General features: G+C 39.8%; 14 protein-coding genes. 10 read left to right on the top strand and 4 right to left on the bottom strand.

From position 1 onward, the window contains the following. Window positions 1–4 precede the first annotated feature (4 nt). On the bottom strand, window positions 5–895 hold the full coding sequence (locus E4T92_RS03510; protein ID WP_135093460.1) for a WYL domain-containing protein: 891 nt from the start codon (window positions 893–895) through the stop codon (window positions 5–7). A 204-nt stretch (window positions 896–1,099) separates the two neighbouring features. On the opposite strand from E4T92_RS03510, the gene E4T92_RS03505 reads away from it, so the two are divergent. Further along, a complete protein-coding gene (locus tag E4T92_RS03505) occupies window positions 1,100–1,450 on the top strand; it encodes a helix-turn-helix transcriptional regulator (protein WP_077541060.1) in 351 nt (116 codons plus the stop codon). A gap of 94 nt (window positions 1,451–1,544) precedes the next feature. On the opposite strand, the gene suhB is transcribed toward E4T92_RS03505, so the two are convergent. Continuing rightward, the gene (gene suhB, locus E4T92_RS03500; protein ID WP_135093528.1) at window positions 1,545–2,348 is read right to left on the bottom strand and encodes an inositol-1-monophosphatase; all 804 of its coding nucleotides are present in this window, start codon (window positions 2,346–2,348) and stop codon (window positions 1,545–1,547) included. 200 nt (window positions 2,349–2,548) lie between these two features. Here suhB and E4T92_RS03495 point away from each other — a divergent pair, with 200 nt between their 5' ends. Genes E4T92_RS03495 through yfbR form a run of 9 tightly spaced genes read left to right on the top strand, consistent with a single transcriptional unit; the run spans window position 2,549 to window position 11,447 of the window. Beyond that, window positions 2,549–3,067 carry a prepilin-type N-terminal cleavage/methylation domain-containing protein gene (locus E4T92_RS03495; RefSeq protein WP_135093459.1) on the top strand — a complete coding sequence of 173 codons (519 nt, stop codon included), beginning with the start codon at window positions 2,549–2,551 and terminating at the stop codon, window positions 3,065–3,067. After that, a complete protein-coding gene (locus E4T92_RS03490) occupies window positions 3,064–3,771 on the top strand; it encodes a type II secretion system protein J (RefSeq protein ID WP_077541056.1) in 708 nt (235 codons plus the stop codon). Before E4T92_RS03495 ends, E4T92_RS03490 begins: the two co-directional genes overlap by 4 nt. Beyond that, window positions 3,768–4,460 (top strand): DUF2572 family protein, encoded by a 693-nt coding sequence (locus tag E4T92_RS03485; RefSeq protein ID WP_077541054.1) that lies wholly within the window; start codon window positions 3,768–3,770, stop codon window positions 4,458–4,460. Before E4T92_RS03490 ends, E4T92_RS03485 begins: the two co-directional genes overlap by 4 nt. Window positions 4,461–4,464: 4 nt before the next feature. Next, on the top strand, window positions 4,465–4,740 hold the full coding sequence (locus tag E4T92_RS03480; protein WP_228063537.1) for a DUF5374 domain-containing protein: 276 nt from the start codon (window positions 4,465–4,467) through the stop codon (window positions 4,738–4,740). 51 nt (window positions 4,741–4,791) lie between these two features. Continuing rightward, window positions 4,792–8,205, top strand: coding sequence for an exodeoxyribonuclease V subunit gamma (recC, locus tag E4T92_RS03475; protein WP_135093458.1), 3,414 nt, complete (start codon window positions 4,792–4,794; stop codon window positions 8,203–8,205). Between the two features lie 44 nt (window positions 8,206–8,249). Beyond that, window positions 8,250–8,699, top strand: coding sequence for a transcriptional regulator NrdR (gene nrdR, locus E4T92_RS03470; RefSeq protein ID WP_135093457.1), 450 nt, complete (start codon window positions 8,250–8,252; stop codon window positions 8,697–8,699). Window positions 8,700–8,701: 2 nt separating this feature from the next. Beyond that, window positions 8,702–9,823, top strand: a complete 1,122-nt coding sequence (ribD, locus tag E4T92_RS03465) for a bifunctional diaminohydroxyphosphoribosylaminopyrimidine deaminase/5-amino-6-(5-phosphoribosylamino)uracil reductase RibD (RefSeq protein WP_135093456.1) — start codon at window positions 8,702–8,704, stop codon at window positions 9,821–9,823. After that, the gene (gene degS, locus E4T92_RS03460; RefSeq protein ID WP_077541047.1) at window positions 9,824–10,846 is read left to right on the top strand and encodes an outer membrane-stress sensor serine endopeptidase DegS; all 1,023 of its coding nucleotides are present in this window, start codon (window positions 9,824–9,826) and stop codon (window positions 10,844–10,846) included. It abuts the gene before it with no gap. A gap of 7 nt (window positions 10,847–10,853) precedes the next feature. Next, a complete protein-coding gene (gene yfbR, locus E4T92_RS03455) occupies window positions 10,854–11,447 on the top strand; it encodes a 5'-deoxynucleotidase (RefSeq protein ID WP_135093455.1) in 594 nt (197 codons plus the stop codon). Between the two features lie 168 nt (window positions 11,448–11,615). Here the strand turns inward: yfbR and dnaJ are convergent, their stop codons facing one another. After that, entirely contained in the window at window positions 11,616–12,767 is a 1,152-nt protein-coding gene (gene dnaJ / locus E4T92_RS03450; protein WP_135093454.1) for a molecular chaperone DnaJ, read from the bottom strand. 372 nt (window positions 12,768–13,139) lie between these two features. Then, window positions 13,140–15,035, bottom strand: a complete 1,896-nt coding sequence (gene dnaK, locus E4T92_RS03440; protein WP_135093452.1) for a molecular chaperone DnaK — start codon at window positions 15,033–15,035, stop codon at window positions 13,140–13,142. Between the last annotated feature and the right edge of the window lie 100 nt (window positions 15,036–15,135).

The following is a 15,135-nucleotide window of genomic DNA, read 5'->3' as shown; positions in this document are numbered from 1 at the left end:
TCTCCTAGTTGTTTGTGGTTGATAAATAACTTTGCAATTTCTCGATCATTCTTCCCTGTAATTCACTTGGGCTAATAATCGTCAAATGAGGTATCCAATATTGCACTAAAGGGACAACATCCAGTTCGTGGACATTTTCACTTGATAAAATCAGTTCGCCGTTTTCTGCTTTATGGACGAGTTTTTGATTTGGGAGCAAATTTCGGCGTAGGAAATAAGGGGCGGCAAAGGCGGAGACTTTAATTATCACCTCGCTTAATTGGTTGCCGTGTGAAATGCTGTCATTTTTTGTGATTTCTTCTAGCAGTTGTGGATTAGGCGTGAAAAATTCATCTAAAATTTCGACCGCACTTAGTTGGGTGAAACAAAAGGTTTTCTGTTTGTCTTGATCTGTTCCAATGAGATACCAAATGCCGTTTTTATTAATCAAACTATAAGGGGCAATTTGGTAATATTTCCCTTCTTCAGTATTCAATTTCTTATATTTAAAGCTAATGAAATTGTGTTGTTGAATGGCTTTTTGCAGTAGGTTGAATTCTTGTTCAAGATGGTGGATGCTTTCATATTGAAACCCTTTAATCTGCACGCTCTGTGTCAGTTTTTCTTGATAGAATTGTTGGTCGATTTTCGGGAATAAATCCGCCACGCTGACAAAGAGTGCGAAACGTTGAATATCTTCTTCGGTGAGAAATCCCAGTCTTTGGCGGTTAATTTTGTAATATCTTGCGCCTTTTTCTTCCCATTCGAGAAAATCAAAGCGGTTGATATCACGCTGAATGGTGCGTAATGAAACACCAAATTCTTCAGATAATTGGTGAACATCAAGACGAACCCCTTGATTAAGTTTGCTTAATATTAGTGCTAAACGTTGTGCAAGTTGGTTATTCTTTTTCATTTTTTTAAATCGCTGTAGATAGGTATATATAATTTAGCAAAGAAGTTCCGATCTTGTGCGTCAGGTTGTGTCGCAAGCGAAAATTTTTTGTTTTTTTCGCTATTATATTTAAATTAGATTTTTTAAGTCTAGTTATAGAATTAAAAGCTGTTTATGTGAGAAAGTCAAGGTTTATCATTGCTACTTTCAATGTAGGGGAAAGCAATGCCAGACAAGAAACAAGAATTAATGCTTACTGTTGGTCGTGCCATTACGAAATATCGTCAAGCTGCCGGATTAACGCAGGCGCAATTAGCGGAAATTTTGGATATGAGTAATGATGCGGTATCGCGAATGGAACGGGGGAAAACCGTGCCGACAATTCTTCGTTTGGTAGAGCTATCAGAGATTTTTCATTGTGAAGTTGCTGATCTTGTGATTGACAGTAGCAATCGCACAATGGATCAAGCCCGAAGATTGGAACGTTTACTGCAAGAATTAGAGAATGATCAACGCAGTGAGTTGCTGGATTTGGTTGAGCGTTTAATCCGATGGGGAAATAGAAAAAACAGTTAAGGGAAAATATCCTTGTTTCCAAATATATTAAAAATAAGATAAAAATAACCGCACTTTGAGATGTGAAAAGTGCGGTTGTCTTTTTCAATGTTTTTTAATTTTTAAAATTAGCACCTAAGCAAGGGCGGATTTTATTTATCATTTCTTTTAACACTCGAGTTGGGGCGGCAATGATATTTCCACTGCGTAAATAGCCGTTACCCGCTTCAAAGTCGCAAATTAAGCCGCCGGCTTCACGCACGATTAAATCTCCGGCTGCACAATCCCATGCTTTTATGCCCATTTCAAAATAACCGTCAACACGGCTTGCCGCTACATAGCATAAATCTAAAGCGGCAGAACCCGTACGGCGGAAATCCGCTGCATCTTCAATGAGGGTATTCATTATGGCAAATTGGGTTGGCATAAGTTTTGGTTGTTTGAATGGGAATCCGGTGGCAAGAATAGCGCCCTGAAGTTCACGTTTGGCATCAACACGCAAGCGTACTTCGTTTAATTTTGCGCCTTCACCACGTACAGCGGTAAATAATTCGTTACGTATTGGATCATAAACCACGCCTACTTCAGTGCGGTTTTTTACACGAATAGCGATTGATACGGAAAAGTGTGGCAAACCATTCATAAAATTACGAGTGCCGTCTAGCGGATCGATAATCCATTGTATATCACTTTCTTTTCCCTCAATTGCACCGCTTTCTTCCGTGATGATAGTGTGATCGGGATAAGATTTGTGGATAATCTCAATAATTTCAGCTTCAGCGAGTTTATCTACGCTGGTCACATAATCGTTAATGCCTTTTTGCGTTGCTTCGATAGTATCACGGCGTTCGTAATTTTTAGCAATGACATTGCCCGCTCTTCGTGCCGCACGAATGGCGATATTTAACATTGGATTCATAATTCCACCAGATTTTAAAGAACTGAAAAATTTCCGTGCCATTATAGCGGCATTTGTGAAAATAACCAGCTGAAAATCATAAAACAAGGTTTTTTCCTTGTCTTTACCATAGGTTTTGCGATCCGAATCGAAAAAATGATTCAGCATTGTTGCCCCTGTGAGAAAAAACGTTAAAGTGAGGCTGAAATGAGGGGCGTTTTATGCGAAAAGGTGCGACATTGTTAGAATTATTAATCACTTTGACAATTATCAGTATTACATTGAGTTTTACGATTCCCTTTTGGCAAACGGATAATCCGAAAATGATTTTAGCCAAAGAGCAACATCGTCTTTATTTATTTTTGCGACAAATTCAGGGGAGGGCAGAAAATTCCTCTGAGATTTGGTTTATTTTGGCAAATCGTCATCCTACTACGAAGCGCTGGTGTATGACGGCTCAGGTAAAGAATGACAAACTTTGTGATTGTTTGAATCCGACAGCTTGCCCAAAAGAGGTTTATGCACATTTTTACTATCCCTACTTTTCGGATCAAACAACGATTATGAGTCCAAAGATTTACCCCTTAGAAATAGCTCGTTTCAATGGCATACGCAATACAATAGATTCCAACTGTTTTTTATTACAAGTGGGCGATGATCGTACATTATTTTCTTTCTTTAATGTAGGCAGTTTGAAATTGAAACCAAATCAATCAGCCAGTGCTTGTACGAGATCATGATGAAAAAAGGGCAAACATTGTTGGCATTAATGATTTCACTGGCCATTTCATCGGCACTTTTATGGGTGATTTCACAGTTTTATACCCATATCCAAGTTCAAAATCAGCAGATTTTGTTGAAATTGAGACTTCAGTCTGAGTTGCAACGAACGATTCAGCTTATGGGTAAAGATCTTCGTCGTGCGGGGTTTCGGGCACTAAATAGCAAGTTAATAGAAAGCAATATTCTTTTGTTTGAGTTAGATAAGCAGGGCTCTGCGCTCTTTATTTCTCAAGCGGATAATGCACCCCAAAATAGCTGTGTTTTATTCTTTTACGATTTGAATGCAAACGGATGCATAGGTGAGAAATTCACAAAAAATACGTGTTTAAATAGGGGGCAGAATGTGGCAAAAGGCATCGAAAAAGAGCTTTTCGGGTATAAATTGAATAACAAAATGATTGAAACGAAACAAACTTATAAAAGTGCGATCAATGCTAAGTGTCGATCAACCGAATGTCAAAAAGCACTTCAGCAAACAGCCTGTAAGGCGGGAGGAGGCTGGACGGATTTACTTGATGAACGGGAATATGAAATCACCCGTTTACAGTTTAATTTTATTGCAGAAAGAAAAGGTGTTGAGATTCAACTTGCCGGTCATTTAAAAAGGTATCCAATGATTCAGTATGAAACGGCTATGGTGGTAGCATTGTGGAATCAATGATTTTATTCCGGGGAAGAAAGGGGATTGTGACACTCACTATTTTGATCTTTCTTTCTGGGTTACTGACGATAATGTTATTTTTTGATGATAGTACGCTGAGTTTTTTTCGTGCTCAACAAATGCAACGTAAAAATTATGTGGAGCGAACCGTGGCACTACAAAAAATGGCATCGAAAGAGAAGCAGAAAGTTTGTTCATTATTGCCTTTGGATAATTCGGATCGGGTTCGGCAAGTTTCTATAAATAGGCAAGGTGCCGAAGATGCCATTCAATATTCTTTATGGTGTCAACGTGTTGGAATATTCAAGAAACCTCCAACGAAAGGCGTCAATCAAGGTTTATTGACAAACTTTATCCACTTAGAAAATCTTGATGAATTTAGACCGCACTTTTTAACGCCTCCGAATCCTTTCATTGAGAATAAAATGCCACGCTTATATTGGTTTCAAAGAAAGCAAGCAGAATGGGACGTGAACGGCACTGTATTGGGAATTTTAGTCGCGGAGGGGGATTTAACCTTGCGTGGTAAAGGTCGGGTGAGTGGTGCAGTGATTACAGGTGGACACCTTGTTTTGGAAGGGGTGAGCGTTGCCTATAGCAAAAAGATCATTGAACCCTTGGTATATCAATACAGTAAATGGCAATTAGCGGAGAAAAGTTGGAGTGATTTTAAAACCCCTAGCGAATAAGGGAATGTCACTGATTTCTGTGATGTTTACACTAATGATGTTAAGTATATTATTTCTCGTATTTAATCGCTGGACGACAAATCAACGTCAAAGTGCGGTGAAAATTTATTATGATTTTCAAGCGTTACAGATTGCAGAAAATCAAGCACAACGGCAATTTTTAGGTTTACCTTGTGAACAACAAGTGAAACAAAATGGCACACAATTTCAGATACAATGTCAAAGTCATCAAGTGGTTATTCGCTCTCATATGGGGGAATTTTCGCTGAAAAATGATTAAAAAACAGGTAAAATTAGCCTTTATTTTTGCTTACTTTGATAGGTTGCCATCGTGTTTATCGTTTACTATTCCAATCAACTTGAAAAACAGAAAGATATTCTTGCCGAATTGTTCAAAACGCTTCCACGAGAGGATCCTTTTCAACAAGATATTATCTTGGTGCAAAGCCCCGGTATGGCACAATGGTTACAGATGGAATTAGCAAAGAAAAATGGTGTTTCCGCTCATTTGGCTTTTCCCATGCCGGCAACCTTTATTTGGCAGCTCTATGCAGATAATTTGTCTTCTGTTTCCTTGCAAAATCCTTTTGATAAAGATTCAATAATGTGGCGTTTAATGAAGCTTATGCCCGATTTTTTAGAACGGGAAGAATTTTTACCACTACGTCATTATTTAGTTTCTTCGCCACATTCCGAACAATATAAACGTTATCAATTAAGTCGCAAGATCGCCGATCTTTTTGACCAATATTTGGTTTATCGTCCCGAATGGATTTTTGCTTGGGAAAAAGGAGAAGATGAGCTTATTGCCACACAAATTAAGGCACAACAAGCTCATTTAAATGAAACTTTGTTACAACAAATTCTCGGTAATGTGGCGTGGCAAGGGGCATTGTGGCGTGCTTTAGTGTCGGATATTAAAGCAGATATGGGAGAATATGCTACCCACCGTGCTGCCTTGCATGAGCAATTTCTTACCTTATTAAATAATAAAAATCAGCCGAAAAAATTGCCAAGTCGCCTTTTTATTTTTGGTATTCCGGCATTACCGGCTGCTTATTTGTCTATTTTACAAGCGATGTCATCAGAAGTGGATATTCACCTCTTTTTTAACAATCCTAGCCAAGAATATTGGGGGGATATCCGTAATTTGCGTATGGATTATCTTTCCGGCCGTACACGCCGGAGCTATCAAAATTCCTCTGAAATTCAACCGCTCTTTTCAGAAGCGCAATGTTCCGCTTTGATACAAGGGAGGGGAGAAACAACTTATCATAATGAACATCTGCAAATTGGCAATCCACTGTTGGCGGCTTGGGGAAAAATGGGGCGTGATTTTCTTTATGCATTGGTTCGAGATGAAGAAAATGTGCCTACTTATTCAGTGAATGCTTATGAAGAAATTTCAGCCTCTACATTGCTTGGACAATTACAATCTCATATTTTGCATTTAGACAATCAGCCTTTAAATTTTGAAAAAAATGACCGCTCTTTGACGGTGCATGCTTGCCATAGCGCTATGCGGGAAGTTGAGGTGCTGTATGACTATCTGTTGCATTTATTCAACCAAGATCCTTTGCTCACCCCGAAAGATGTAGTGGTGATGGTCGCAGACATTAATCAATATACCCCCTATATTCAAGCGGTTTTCGGTCAGAAAAATGGGGAGGCAATACAGATCCCTTTTTCTATTTCTGATAATAAATTATCGGAAAGCGATGTGTTGGTTTCTTGCTATTTAACATTATTGCGTTTAAAAGAAAGCTCATTTACTGCGGAAACCATACTGGCTTTATTAGATATTCCGGCACTGCGTGAGCGTTTTGATATTGCCCTTTCCGATTTACCTTTGGTACGTGAGTGGGTTGCAGAGGTGGGGATTCGTTTTGGTTTGAAGAAAACCCAAGACGGGATCAATTTCAATTCCTGGCAAGCCGGTTTAGAGCGTATGGTATTAGGCTATGCGATGCGAGAAGAGCATGGGATTTGGCAGGATAGTTTGGGGTTTGATAGTAGTTATGGTTTAAAGGGGTTATTAGCTGGGAATTTATCCCGTTTTTTCACCCAGCTGTCTTATTGGCATGATATGCTTCAAGAATCCCATTCAATAGAAAAATGGCATGAAATACTCACCGCACTTTTGGCAAACTTTTTTGCAAAAAATGAAGAAACCAACGATACGATACTTTATATTCAAGAGAAAATTAATGAGGTGGTACAGCAACTCTCCTCACTTCATTTTGATTTAGCGCTACAAGCAGAAGTGATAGCCGATGTGATGACCGGCAAATTGGAAGAAAGCCCGAATAGTTTGAAATTTTTGGCCGGTAAAGTGAATTTTTGCACCTTGTTACCAATGCGTGCCGTTCCTTTTAAAGTGGTGTGTTTGCTTGGTATGAATGAGGCGGATTATCCTCGTTCGCAAACACCAAACAGCTTTGATTTGATGCAATATCATCATCAAAAAGGCGACCGTGTACGTCGTGATGATGATCGTTATTTATTCCTTGAGGCTTTGCTTGCCGCACGTGATTACTGCTATATCAGTTATGTTGGGCGTTCAATTGTTGATAACCAAGAAAGGGAACCTTCCGTATTGGTGAGCCAACTGCTTGATTATATTAATCAAGATAAAACGGACAAGCAGAAGTTACAGGTTCAACTGCATACGATGACAGCATTTAGCCCGAGCAATTTCAGCAATGACGATGATTTCAACCGCTCTTTTGCCAAGAAATGGTTGCCTATGGTAAAAAATGGTGGGAAGGTTGCGCAAAAAGAGTTTGCTTCGGTGATGGAAAATAGAGAAAGCGTGACGGAAATTGAGCTAGAACGTTTAGTTGGATTTATAGAAAATCCCGTAAAATTTTTCTTTGAAAAACAACTCGGTGTGTATTTCCGTGATGAAGATGATCGCATTGCTGATAGCGAAAATTTTACCTTAGACGGATTGGATAACTATAAGCTCAATAATGATCTGGTGTATGCGGATGAACAACAATTTGAGGCATATTTTGCACAAGCTGCTGTGAAAGGTATATTGCCTCGTGCCCAATTTGGGCAGGTCGCAGCTGAGATCGTGCGTGATACCGTGTTGGCGTTTAAACAAAAAATTGTTGATCTAGGAGAGCCATCTCATTGTTCTATTGACTTCATAGTAAATGTGACTTGGCAAGGAAAAGTGCAGCCTATTCGCTTGTTTGGCTATATGGATAATCTTTTCAATGAAATGCAACGGGTGATTGAATGGCGTTTTGCCACCTACAAAGAGCGCTATTGTATTCGCCCTTGGCTTTATTATTTAATTCAATGTGTGACGCAAGAAAATGTAATACCGCCAAAATTAATAACAAAAGACCAAGAAATCGAATTTCCTCAGGTTACGCCTGAAACCGCATGGGCACAGTTGCAAATCTATGTACAGGCTTATTTACAAAGCCAGCTAGAAATTCAGCCTGTTCCAACCATAGAGAAAATATCGGATTTCATTGTAAAAGATGAAAGTGCGGTAGATTTTGATGTAATTTTGATGAAACTACAAAAATTAGCAGAAGATGAAAAACGAGGAAACTATATCAAAAAAGCCGATCCCTATTGGATGCGTATACTCGCCCAAACGACAAAATTTGAACACCAAGAGCATTTATTGGCATTGTTAAAACAAACGACAGATTGGTTTGGGTTATTGTTTCTAAAAGAAGATAAGAAATCAGTCACTGGAAAGCAAAGTAAATCGTCAACATAGACTTTTTTTGCTAAGATAAGCGCCCATTTTCACGAGGATTCCCTATGCGTTGCCCATTTTGTTCCACTGAAGAAACGAAGGTTATTGATAGCCGTTTGGTCTCCGATGGTTATCAAGTTCGCCGCCGCCGTGAGTGTGGCAGCTGTCACGAACGTTTTACTACCTTTGAAACGGCAGAATTGATCGTACCTAAAATTATTAAAACTGATGGATCTCGAGAGCCTTTTAATGAAGAGAAACTTCGTAGCGGCATTCAACATGCGTTGGAAAAACGTCCGGTGAGTTCGGATGATGTGGAAAAAGCCATTAGCCATATTATTTTACAATTGCGTGCTACCGGTGAGCGTGAAGTGCCGAGCCAATTAGTCGGGAAATTAGCGATGAGCGCACTAAAAGAGTTGGATAAAGTCGCTTATATTCGCTTTGCTTCGGTATATTTAAGTTTTGATAATATCAACCAATTTACGAAAGAAATTGAAAGCTTGAAGGATTAATTATGTCTTATCAGTTTACCGATCAAGATCATCAATTTATGCAACGCGCATTAGCTTTAGCCTCGAAAGGAATTTATACCGCAGCACCTAATCCTGCCGTAGGGTGTGTTTTGGTTAAGAACGGTGAAATTGTGGGGGAAGGTTTTCATTTTAAAGCCGGGCAACCTCATGCGGAGCGGATAGCATTGGCACAAGCGGGTGAAAAGGCAAAAGGGGCGACTGCTTATGTCACCTTAGAACCTTGTTCTCACTATGGGCGTACGCCGCCCTGTGCATTAGGTTTGATTGATGCGGGGGTCGCCAAAGTTATTGCGGCAATGCAAGATCCAAATCCACAGGTAGCGGGGAAAGGATTGTGCTTATTGGCTGAGGCCGGTATTGAAAGTGCGGTCAATTTGTTTGAAGATTCCGCAGAAAAGCTCAATAAAGGTTTTTTAAAGAGAATGCGTCAAGGTGTTCCCTTTGTCCAATTAAAACTGGCGATGAGCCTTGATGGAAGAACTGCAATGGCAAGCGGTGAGAGTAAATGGATTACAGGTGGGGAATCCCGTTCTGATGTGCAGAAAATGCGGGCTAAATCATCCGCACTTTTATCGACCTCTGAAACAGTTTTAGCCGATGATCCGAGTTTAAATGTGCGTTGGGAAGATTTTACCGATGATCTCAAAGCAGATTATCCCAAAGAAACAGTTCGTCAACCTGTTAGGGTTATTTTAGATTCTCAACATCGTATTCAACCGACACATCGATTATTTCAGACTGAATCACCGGTCTGGTTGGTTTCTAGTCAGGAAAGAGATCTTTCTACTTTTCCCTCTTTTTGTGAACAAATTGTTTTGCCTAAAGAAAACTTATTACAGGCGCTAATGCTTGAATTAGGCAAACGCCAAATTAACCTTCTTTGGGTAGAGGCTGGGGCAAATTTAGCCGGTAGTTTGATCGAGCAGAAGCTAGTAGATGAATTGATTATTTATATGGCACCGAAATTATTAGGCGATCAAGCACGTGGTTTATGTCAGTTACCTCATTTAGAACGGTTATCTGATGCTCCGGTATGGCAGCTTAACGAATTTCAACAAATTGGCGAGGATATAAAACTCATTTACACGCCAAAAGGATCTTAAATGTTCAAAAAACTTTTTCATTCCGCTCTGTGGGGGCTTGCCGCAGCAGGTGTTATTCTCTTTGCCGTTCCCAGATTAAATTCAAGTCGTATTTTTACTTCAGACGATATTGTGTCCTTCAAAAACGCTGTGCGTATTGCTTCCCCGGCAGTGGTGAATGTCTATAACCGATCTTTTTCTTCCGCTAGCATTAATGATAGTGATCAATTACAAGTCAACAATTTGGGATCAGGTGTGATCATGAGTAAAGATGGCTATATTCTTACCAATAAACACGTGATTCAAAATGCTGATCAAATTGTCGTAGCATTACAAAATGGCAATATTTATGAAGCAAGTCTTATAGGTTCGGATAATTTAACGGATCTTGCCGTGTTAAAAATTCGTGCTGATAACCTTGCTACGATCCCACAAAATTCAACGCGCCAAGTTCATGTCGGAGATGTCGCTCTCGCAATCGGTAATCCTTATAATCTTGGACAAAGTGTTTCCCAAGGCATCATTAGTGCGGTAGGGCGTAGTGCTGTGGGGGATTCCCTTGGCAGACAAAATTTTATTCAAACAGATGCGTCGATTAACCGAGGAAATTCTGGCGGGGCTTTGATCAATTCTGCCGGTGAATTGGTGGGAATTAGTACATTGAGTATAGGCAAAACCTCAAATGAAATCGCAGAAGGACTGAATTTTGCTATTCCAATGGATATCGCCAATGATGTACTTTATAAAATTATTCGTGATGGGCGAGTGATTCGCGGTTATTTTGGCGTACAAAGTGAGATTAGTGCCAGTACAGAGCAAGGAATTTTAATCACCGGGGTGAGTGCCAATAGCCCCGCAGCCAAAGCAGGTATTCAAGTGGGCGATGTGATTTTAAAGCTTAATAATCAAGAGGCAATTTCAACCACTGAAATGATGCAAATTATCTCTAATACTCCGCCGAATACGACAGTGACGGTGACGGTGATGCGTTTAGGGAAAGTGTTTGATTTACCTTTGGTCGTGGAAGAATTACCTTCTAATTAGAGGTTATATGGAAATTAAAACCAGTCACTTTTTTGCTTGTCTGGATCGCCTACGTTTGATTCAACGTTGGTCGCTAATGCGTAATATTGAAAAAGAAAATCTTGCAGAACATAGTCTGCAAGTCGCATTTGTCGCACAAGCACTGGCAATTATCAAAAATAAATTTTTTGGTGGTAAGATGAATTCTGAAAGAATTGCTGTGATGGCAATGTATCATGATACGTCAGAAATTTTTACCGGTGATTTACCCACCCCTATAAAATATTTCAACCCTGAAATTACCCAAGCTTATAAACAAATTGAGAGTGCGGCAGAGCTACATTTAATCAGCCTTTTACCACAAGAACTGCAAGATGATTTTGCGCCCTATTTAGACAGTGAAACTTTTTCTGATGAGGAAAAACATTTAGTCAAACAGGCGGATTTAATTTGTGCTTATATTAAAGCACAATTTGAACTAGACAATGGCAATCAAGAATTTAAAGCCGCAAAAACAAGATTAGAAACCCTAATGCAACAATGGCATACCCAAGAAATGGATTACTTCTTACAAGTCTTTATGCCAAGTTTTGGACGATCTTTGGATGAGATTGCGTTGTAGACTCAACGAAATGTAGGGGTAATACCGCCTCCATATGCATAGACAAAGCCATATTTGTATCGTGGTGTAATTCTGTTTAAATCATCAAGTACGGTCAAAAGCTACCGCATTTTTATCACAAGCAAAATGAAAAAAGCCCGCAGAGTGCGGGCTTTTTTAGTCAAGTTTTTATTTATCGGATTTACCCAGATTATCAAAGAATTTTTTCACACCATCTAAAAAGCCGGAGGATTTTGGGCTATGTTCGCTTAATCCCTTTCCTTGCAGACTTTCTTCAAGTTGTTTGAGTAATTCCTTCTGCTCACTACTTAAATTTATTGGCGTTTCGACTACAATACGGCAGATTAAATCACCCGCATAACCGCTGCGGTTAGACATTACACCCTTGCCGCGCATTCGGAATAATTTTCCTGTTTGGGTTTCGGCAGGAATCTTGAGTTTTACTCGACCGTCTAAGGTTGGGACTTCAATTTCACCACCCAATGCAGCGGTAGCAAAGCTAATCGGTACTTCACAATAAAGATTATTGCCGTCACGTTCAAAGATATGATGTTCTTTTACGTGAATCACAACATAAAGATCACCTGCAGGTGCTCCGTTTTCACCGGCTGTGCCCTTGCCGCTTAAGCGAAGTTGGTTACCGGTATCCACCCCAGCCGGGATTTTAACTGAAAGGCTTTCTTTTTTATGAACGCGACCATCTCCGTGGCAAACGTGGCAAGGTTTTTCAATTTTCTTGCCGGAGCCGTGACAAGTCGGACAAATACTTTCAGATACAAAGAAACCTTGTTGGCGGCGAACACGTCCTGCTCCGTGACAGGTTGGACATGTTTCAACTTTTGAGCCTTTTTCTGCGCCACTGCTATCACAGTTATCGCAATGGGCAAGAGTATTGATTTGAATATCTCTGGTTGTTCCTTTTACCGCTTCTTCTAAGCTGATTTCAAGATCATAGCGTAGGTCTTCACCACGTACGACACGTTGGCGTGAACGACCGCCACCGCCAAAAATATCACCAAACATATCACCGAAAATGTCACCAAAATCTGCGCCGCCGAAACCGCCGCCAAATCCTCCGTTACCGAAACCGCCTTGTTCAAAGGCTGCGTGTCCGTATTGATCATAAGCTGCACGTTTCTCTTTATCGCTGAGAATTTCATAGGCTTCTTGAATGGTTTTAAATTTTTCCTCTTTTTCTTTATCACCCTGAGTACGGTCGGGGTGATATTTCATCGCGAGCTTTTTATATGCACGCTTAATTTCTTTTTCATCTGCACCTTTTGAGATGCCAAGCAGTTCGTAGTAGTCTTGTTTTGCCATTATATTTTAGTCATTATTGTTTAATAATTTTTGTAGTAGTTTTCTATGCTCTTAATTAAATAGTAAGATAGACCTAATAAAATAGGAAAACCTATAAATTTAGAAAACACGGCTTCCTTTATTCCCCTAATGCCAATAGATTCGAAATAACTCTCTAATGCTATGAGTTGAATACTATCTATATGTTGAGATATTCCCATAAAGTTCATTATATAAATTCCCACAGTATCATATAGAAAACCTGAAATTATATAAGCCACTATCAATATAAAAAAACAACGTAATGGTTTTTTTTCCATTTAATACCTTAAATAATTACTAATTAGACTAAAAGGGCGTTTTGCAACGCCCTTGTTAGTATTAACAAATGAATTATTTGTTATCTTTCACTTCTTCAAACTCTGCATCAACAACATCATCATTTGGTTTGCTGTTGCTTTGAGCTTGTTCGCCTTGTGGTTGGGCGGTTTGAGCAAGTTTTTGTGCTGCTTCTGCAAGAGCTTGGATTTTCGCTTCAATTGCTGCTTTATCTTCACCTTTTGCCGCGGTTTCTAGGTCGCTTAATGCGCTTTCAATTGCACCACGATCTGCTGCTGGCACTTTGTCACCCGCTTCTTCTAATTGTTTGCGGGTGCTGTGTACAAGGTGATCCGCTTGGTTACGAGCTTGTACCAATTCTTCAAATTTGCGATCAGATTCCGCATTGGCTTCCGCATCACGCACCATTTGTTGAATTTCTTCATCACTTAAACCGGAAGAAGCTTTAATGGTGATTTGTTGCTCTTTACCTGTACCTTTATCTTTCGCAGAAACGTGGATAATACCGTCAGCATCAATATCAAAGGTTACTTCAATTTGTGGCATACCACGTGGAGCTGGGTTAATGCCTTCAAGGTTGAATTGACCTAAAGATTTATTTGCTGACGCTTGTTTACGTTCACCTTGTAATACGTGGATAGTTACCGCACTTTGGTTATCTTCTGCTGTTGAGAAAACTTGAGATTTCTTAGTCGGAATCGTAGTGTTTTTCTCAATGAGGGTAGTCATCACACCACCCATGGTTTCGATACCAAGTGATAATGGGGTAACGTCTAACAATAATACGTCTTTCACATCACCGGCTAACACACCGCCTTGTACGGCTGCACCGATTGCCACCGCTTCATCCGGGTTGACATCTTTACGTGGTGCTTTGCCAAAGAATTTTTCAACCTCTTGTTGTACAAGTGGCATACGGGTTTGACCGCCCACTAAGATCACATCGTCAATTTCAGAAGCATTTAAACCGGCATCTTTTAATGCTGTGCGAACCGGCTCAAGAGATTTCGCTACTAAATCTTCAACTAAAGATTCTAATTTCGCACGGGTTAATTTAATGTTTAAGTGTTTTGGCCCCGTTGCATCTGCAGTGATGTAAGGAAGGTTTACATCGGTTTGTTGTGAAGAAGAAAGCTCAATTTTGGCTTTTTCTGCTGCTTCTTTTAAACGTTGCATAGCAAGTGGATCGTTGCGTAAATCTACGCCTTGTTCTTTTTTAAACTCATCTACTAAGTAGTTGATCACACGGGTATCAAAGTCTTCACCCCCTAAGTGGGTATCACCATTGGTTGCCAATACTTCAAAGGTTTTTTCACCGCCAACTTCATCAATTTCAATAATAGATAAATCGAAGGTACCGCCCCCTAAGTCATATACCGCGATCGTTTTGTTACCTTGACCTTTATCCAAGCCATAAGCTAATGCTGCTGCAGTTGGTTCGTTGATGATACGTTTAACTTCTAAACCTGCGATACGACCGGCATCTTTGGTGGCTTGACGTTGTGCATCGTTAAAGTATGCCGGAACGGTGATCACGGCTTCTGTCACTGATTCACCTAAGAAATCTTCTGCCGTTTTCTTCATTTTTTTCAATACTTCAGCAGAGATTTGTGGTGGTGCCAGTTTATCACCTTTCACATTTACCCATGCATCGCCGTTGTCTGCGCGAGTGATTTCAAATGGCATAATATCAATATCGCGTTTTACTTCTTCATCTTCAAAACGACGACCGATTAAACGTTTGATCGCAAATAATGTATTTTTCGGGTTGGTCACCGCTTGACGTTTTGCCGGTTGACCGACCAATGTTTCGTTGTCATTTGTATAAGCAATAATTGATGGCGTGGTACGATCGCCTTCTGCGTTTTCAATCACGCGAGGTTTGTCACCATCCATTACAGCGACACAAGAGTTGGTTGTTCCTAAGTCAATACCAATAATTTTTCCCATTTTGTTCTCCTAATTAAATTTTTAAATTTAGTGTCATTTGTTACGAGTTGTAAGATGTGGATACTTCTTCGCATTTCAAGAGAAAATTAAAAAATTTTTT

This window comes from Pasteurella sp. WM03, assembly GCF_004570945.1.
Lineage (GTDB): Bacteria > Pseudomonadota > Gammaproteobacteria > Enterobacterales > Pasteurellaceae > Rodentibacter.
Note: the sequence above shows the minus strand (reverse complement) of the source record. Positions and strands in the feature narration are given on the sequence as shown.

Excerpts from the sequence above, each read along its gene's own strand:
- nrdR (WP_135093457.1), top strand. The coding sequence starts at position 8,250 with ATGCGTTGCCCATTTTGTTCCACTGAAGAAACGAAGGTTATTGATAGC.
- ribD (WP_135093456.1), top strand. The coding sequence starts at position 8,702 with ATGTCTTATCAGTTTACCGATCAAGATCATCAATTTATGCAACGCGCA.
- dnaK (WP_135093452.1), bottom strand. The coding sequence starts at position 15,035 with ATGGGAAAAATTATTGGTATTGACTTAGGAACAACCAACTCTTGTGTC.
- E4T92_RS03505 (WP_077541060.1), top strand. The coding sequence starts at position 1,100 with ATGCCAGACAAGAAACAAGAATTAATGCTTACTGTTGGTCGTGCCATT.
- yfbR (WP_135093455.1), top strand. The coding sequence starts at position 10,854 with ATGGAAATTAAAACCAGTCACTTTTTTGCTTGTCTGGATCGCCTACGT.
- degS (WP_077541047.1), top strand. The coding sequence starts at position 9,824 with ATGTTCAAAAAACTTTTTCATTCCGCTCTGTGGGGGCTTGCCGCAGCA.
- E4T92_RS03495 (WP_135093459.1), top strand. The coding sequence starts at position 2,549 with ATGCGAAAAGGTGCGACATTGTTAGAATTATTAATCACTTTGACAATT.
- E4T92_RS03510 (WP_135093460.1), bottom strand. The coding sequence starts at position 895 with ATGAAAAAGAATAACCAACTTGCACAACGTTTAGCACTAATATTAAGC.
- dnaJ (WP_135093454.1), bottom strand. The coding sequence starts at position 12,767 with ATGGCAAAACAAGACTACTACGAACTGCTTGGCATCTCAAAAGGTGCA.
- suhB (WP_135093528.1), bottom strand. The coding sequence starts at position 2,348 with ATGAATCCAATGTTAAATATCGCCATTCGTGCGGCACGAAGAGCGGGC.
- E4T92_RS03480 (WP_228063537.1), top strand. The coding sequence starts at position 4,465 with ATGTCACTGATTTCTGTGATGTTTACACTAATGATGTTAAGTATATTA.
- E4T92_RS03490 (WP_077541056.1), top strand. The coding sequence starts at position 3,064 with ATGATGAAAAAAGGGCAAACATTGTTGGCATTAATGATTTCACTGGCC.
- E4T92_RS03485 (WP_077541054.1), top strand. The coding sequence starts at position 3,768 with ATGATTTTATTCCGGGGAAGAAAGGGGATTGTGACACTCACTATTTTG.